The sequence below is a fragment of the Tolypothrix sp. VBCCA 56010 genome (assembly GCF_050875635.1).
In the GTDB taxonomy this organism is placed as follows: Bacteria; Cyanobacteriota; Cyanobacteriia; order Cyanobacteriales; family Nostocaceae; genus Hassallia.
Window position 1 is genome coordinate 1 of sequence record NZ_JBPAOH010000280.1, and the last position, 4,937, is coordinate 4,937.

General features: G+C 43.4%; 5 protein-coding genes. 3 read left to right on the forward strand and 2 right to left on the reverse strand.

Annotated elements, in window-relative coordinates; all coding sequences use genetic code 11:
* Positions 1-78: 78 nt before the first annotated feature.
* Positions 79-951 carry an SMP-30/gluconolactonase/LRE family protein gene (locus AABK37_RS40350; RefSeq protein WP_432557001.1) on the reverse strand — a complete coding sequence of 291 codons (873 nt, stop codon included), beginning with the start codon at positions 949-951 and terminating at the stop codon, positions 79-81.
* Positions 952-1,400: 449 nt separating this feature from the next.
* On the opposite strand from AABK37_RS40350, the gene AABK37_RS40355 reads away from it, so the two are divergent.
* Both AABK37_RS40355 and AABK37_RS40360 read left to right on the forward strand, forming a co-directional pair.
* Entirely contained in the window at positions 1,401-3,104 is a 1,704-nt protein-coding gene (locus AABK37_RS40355; RefSeq protein WP_432557002.1) for a protein kinase domain-containing protein, read from the forward strand.
* Between the two features lie 3 nt (positions 3,105-3,107).
* Positions 3,108-3,296 carry a histidine kinase gene (locus AABK37_RS40360; protein WP_432557003.1) on the forward strand — a complete coding sequence of 63 codons (189 nt, stop codon included), beginning with the start codon at positions 3,108-3,110 and terminating at the stop codon, positions 3,294-3,296.
* A gap of 235 nt (positions 3,297-3,531) precedes the next feature.
* On the opposite strand, the gene AABK37_RS40365 is transcribed toward AABK37_RS40360, so the two are convergent.
* Positions 3,532-3,909, reverse strand: a complete 378-nt coding sequence (locus AABK37_RS40365) for a hypothetical protein (RefSeq protein WP_432557004.1) — start codon at positions 3,907-3,909, stop codon at positions 3,532-3,534.
* Between the two features lie 355 nt (positions 3,910-4,264).
* Between AABK37_RS40365 and AABK37_RS40370 the strand changes: the two genes are divergently transcribed.
* Positions 4,265-4,807 (forward strand): pentapeptide repeat-containing protein, encoded by a 543-nt coding sequence (locus AABK37_RS40370; RefSeq protein WP_432557005.1) that lies wholly within the window; start codon positions 4,265-4,267, stop codon positions 4,805-4,807.
* Positions 4,808-4,937 lie beyond the last annotated feature (130 nt).

A 4,937-nucleotide genomic window follows, 5' to 3' on the forward strand; every position in this document is an offset into this window, starting at 1 on the left:
AATGTCGTTTTTTCTAAAAACTTGGACATATAGTCGCCACAAACGGTTAAATGTCCAACTATGGTGAAGATTGTCTAATTATTTTGATTCAGTTGCAAACCCCCTAACATCCATCTCCAAACAAAACAAATCCCCAGAATAAAAACTCTTCTGAATCTCCTCCTCACTCAACCCCACAGAAGCAGAAGTAATATAAAACTTTTTCAAATCCTGCCCACCAAAACAACAACTAGTCGGACGCTGCACAGGTAACTTCACCTGCAACACTTCCTCACCCAGAGGATTATAACGAATCACACACCACCCATCGTACATCGCCGACCAAACATACCCCTCAGCATCCACAACCAACCCATCAGGGATAAAACACTCACCAGTTAAATCAACAAAAACCCTGCGGTTACTGATATCGCCCGTAAGATAATCAAAATCATAAGCATAAATTTTTTGCACAGGAGAATCCGTCAAATAAAACGTCTTTGCATCAGGACTCCAACCCAAACCATTAGAAATTGTTAGCCCAGTTTCCATCACATGCAATGAACCATCAGGGTCATAGCGATACAAGCTACCTTGAGCTTTTACAGTACACATCGACCCAAACCAGAAGCGACCTTGAGAATCGCATTTACCATCGTTAAAGCGGTTATCCGGCATATCCGCTTCAACTTGCATGATGGGTGTCACTACACCTGTCTGAGTGTTGAGGAATGCCAAGCGATCGCGCTGTGCCATAATCAATCGATTTGCACCTGCTAGGGCAATACAACCAACCACATCTCCCACATCAAAAAACAAGTTCTGTCCAGTAGCAGGATTGAATTGGTGTACCCGATGGTTATATATATCGACCCAGTAAAGCAGTTTATGGCTTGAGTCCCAAATTGGACTTTCACCCAAACGGGCACGCGCTTCCAAAACGTTTTTAAGTAGGTATTGAGGTAAACTCATGTATAGCAGAATCAGTAGTTGCGTAGATAAGGGCAATCATTCAAAGCAAGGGTTAAAACTCGCTCCAGTGCGTCCAGTAAACAACCATAGCACTGAACGCCCACAATCTCGCAACACCCTTCTAGGGAGAGGGCGATAAAGCGCAACCTCACATAGAATTGGTATAAGTACAAATACACCCTTTTAACAAGCTATTTTTGTTAGTTATACGTTACAGTTGCAATTATTATAAAATTTAATGCAGAGTTTCCCAGAATCCTCTGGCAATAAATAATTTATTCAGTAGTAGTTCTAAATTGCGTGAAGTAAATTAGAGAAGGTATCTCTATGAGCATCTGTTGAGCATCACGATCGTGTAAACAATAATACTCAAATAAATGATTAAAACATTTAGTTTGGGCTATTTGAGCATTATATGAGCATTTTTCAGATATTAATGGTTAAAAACCTTGAAGATAAATAGCTCAAACGTTCACTGCATAAATCCTGAGTGTCAACGTCCTTATCCCCAGCTTTGGGGACAAAAGTTTTGTAATAGCTGTGGCACACCGCTACAGCTTATAGACCGTTATATCCCTCTTCAGCGTTTGGGTTCAGGAGGATTTGCCCAGATTTACACGCTTTGGGATGAAAAGACCCAAACCGAGAAAGTGCTGAAAGTGTTGGTAGAAAATTCACCAAAAGCACTAGAATTGTTTACCCAAGAAGCTGCTGTATTAAGTAGTTTGCGACATCCGGGTGTTCCCAAAGTCGATAAGGATGGGAATTTTCAAATAAATTTGTTCAATCCACAACCACGCCAACTAGCTTGTTTGGTGATGGAAAAAATTGATGGGTTGACTCTAGAGGAAATTCTTGAACAGTATCCTCAAGGATGTCCGGAAAAATTGGTGTTAAGCTGGCTGACCCAGGCAGTGGAGATTTTACAGGAGTTGCACAAACGCCAAATTCTTCACCGCGATATTAAACCGAGTAATTTAATGCTGCGGACTTTTCCAGCTACGACACTTTTAAATAAGGGGGGAGGTGGAGAAAGTCGTTTGGTGCTGATTGACTTTGGTGGGGCGAAGCAATTTAATGAGAAAATACTTCGTTCTCAATCTGGTTCAACGAGGTTATTTTCTTCTGGTTACAGTCCACCAGAACAAGTTATTGGCGGTAATGTCGGACCTGCTACTGATTTTTATGCCCTCGGTCGGACGATGATAGAATTACTTACGGGTAAGTATCCGCCAAAGTTGGAAGATCCGCAAACTGGGGAGTTGCGCTGGCGTGGTGGAATTAATCTCAACCCAGAATTAGCAGATTTGCTTTCTCAGATGGTAGAAGAGGATGTACGATCGCGTCCGGCGTCTTCGACAATAATTTTAAAACGTTTGGCGAAAATTTCTCAACCATCTCCCCAGCCAGATTTTTTCGCCAAAATTATCCAAGCTATCCGGCAAGCGATCGCCGGATTAATGCAAGCATTAAGTAAAACTACTCTTTTCATCGTTCAGACGATATTTAGAGTCTTCGGTGCTTGTCTGATGACTCTTTGGACAATGGTTTTAAGCTGCATCGGCGCTGGTGTAGGTACAATTGCTGGTTATATTTTGGCGTATCACACAATTTTAGGCGATCGCGTTGGCGCAGTTGTGTCTCAAAGGTTACTCGGATTAATTCCAAATACTAATCATTTTTTCGGTTCTGAGATTCTTTTATTTGCCTTTGCTGGTTTGGGAACCGCATGGGGATTAACCGCTGCCGGGGGTTTTGGTCAACAGCGGCGGTTTTTTGTCGCCTCGCTAATGGGTATAATAGGCTACGGATTTAGTTGGTTAATGTTGCAATTAATTACACCCCAAGATGGAATCGAAGCTTCAGCAATCTCGATTTTAATAGCTGTTTTTCTGCTTACGCTTGGTTTGGGGCTACGCAGCCATCAAATAGTTTACGCAGCGATCGCTTCTTTTGGTACAGCGATCATTTTTGCGCTTTTGATTAATTTCGGATTTTCACCCACTGCATTTCTCTTTCACAGTACACCCAACAAATGGAGTTTACTGCTGACTATTCTCTTTTTTAGTCTTGCAGGCTTGTTTGTCAGCTTCTGGTTAGCGGTGAGTCACTATCTCATCGTACCGGGATTGCGCTTTTTCGGCTGGCGTTGAGGAGTGGGAAGCAGGGAGACAAGGGGACAAGGAGACAAGGGGACAAGGGGACAAGGGGGAGCAGGGGGAGCAGGGGAGAGGAATTTTGCCCCCATTGCCCCCTTCTCCCTTCCCCTCTGCCTCTTAACCCCATGCCCAATGCCCAATGCCCAATGCCCCATGCCCAATGCCCAATGCCCCATCCCCCATTAATCAAAATTCCCCTAGTCGCTTTTATCGTGCGGCTAGGGGGATTTCATAAAGAGTGGGTTATAGAGTTTCTGTATAGTTCTTGATATTTTTATTGTAGAGTCTCTATCTGGTTTTGACTAGTAGTTATAACATAATTCATTTTAATTTAACAATTGTTTTATCAATTGTTCATATATCTTGGGAAAACACAGAGCGATCGCCTTACATACCAGCCTCCCCACTCCCTGTCTCCCCGTTAATCTCCCTTGGCTGTACCAGAAATCAAGAATGGTATAGCTATTAATGCAAGCAGGATGATTGAAAAAGGCGGTGGTACAAAGGTAGTGACTATGGCATCTATCATGCCAACGATAAAAAATGCTACAACGTACATCATAAAAGCATATGTATACTCAAATATTTTTCTACCATGACCTGTATTGACACATGCTGACATCAGAGTAAGTGCGGTGAATGTGTGAAGTTTTGATAATTGAAGCGTTCCTGGGGACAAACAGGACAAAATGAATTTTCTTCTCCCTTGTCTGCCTTGTCTGCCTTGTCTGCCTTGTCTGCCTTGTCTCCCCATTCCCCCTTCGGGTTCGCGCCTTGCCGGCACGAGGGAAAACGCCACGTGCGCGTCTGCCGGGGAATCCGTAAGGGCGCAGTGGCTCCCCTCCCTTTCTCGCTGGACTCACCATTCCCCATTCCCGATATAAATTAAGATCCCCCCAAGCCGCTTTTTTACTTAAGGCGTGGGGGGATCTGATAAAGAGTAGGTGATAGAGTTTCTGTATATTTCCTGACGAATCCATTCTATACAGCACGTTTTCTATTGACTAGGCTAAATCTAAGAATTTACAGTACTTTTACCGCTTCTTTATTACTTCTTCATGCCGATCGCTTACTCCATAAGTCTTATATGTCAGTATAGCAATACATTCAAAGCCTAGCTCGCCAACTTGTGAACTAACTCTATGCAAAAAAATATTAAACTTAAAATTGTCGCTACCGTAACGCTGTTAGCTTGTTTAGGTTTTACAGAGCAAGCCAAAGCATTCAATCAGCAAGACATGGATCAGTTGAAAGCAACAAGGTCTTGTCCACGGTGTGACTTGAGTAGTGCTGACTTAACTCAAGCTAACCTAGCTGGAGCAAATTTACGAGAAGCTAACTTAAAAGGTGCGACTTTATCTGGCGCTAATCTCAAGAATGCGGATTTAACAAGTGCAAATCTGGAAGGTGCGGTAATGAATTCTACCAATTTATCTGGTGCTTCCATGACGGGTACTAATTTGAAATCAGCATCGCTGGAAAATGCCGATCTGAGTTTTGCGGGTTTGATCAGCAGCAATTTAGAAGCAGCTAACTTCAAAGGTGCTAAATTGGACTTTACCAATTTCCGGGGGGCATACTTCCGACTGACAACTTTGCAACAAGGCACCGTCACATCTGACAAACCCTATGGGTGGTCATTGCAAGAAGGCACAGAAGACCCGAAAAAGAAACCACAGGAATCTAAAAAGAAATAGGAAATGGGGAATGAGGAATGGGGAGTTAGGAGTAAGGAGTTATAAATTGCTTTGCCCCCTTGTCCTCCTTGTCCCCTTGTCCTCCTTGTCCCCCCCTCCCCCACTCCCCCACTCCCCCCCTCCCCCCTCC

Excerpts from the sequence above, each read along its gene's own strand:
- AABK37_RS40350 (WP_432557001.1), bottom strand. The coding sequence starts at position 951 with ATGAGTTTACCTCAATACCTACTTAAAAACGTTTTGGAAGCGCGTGCC.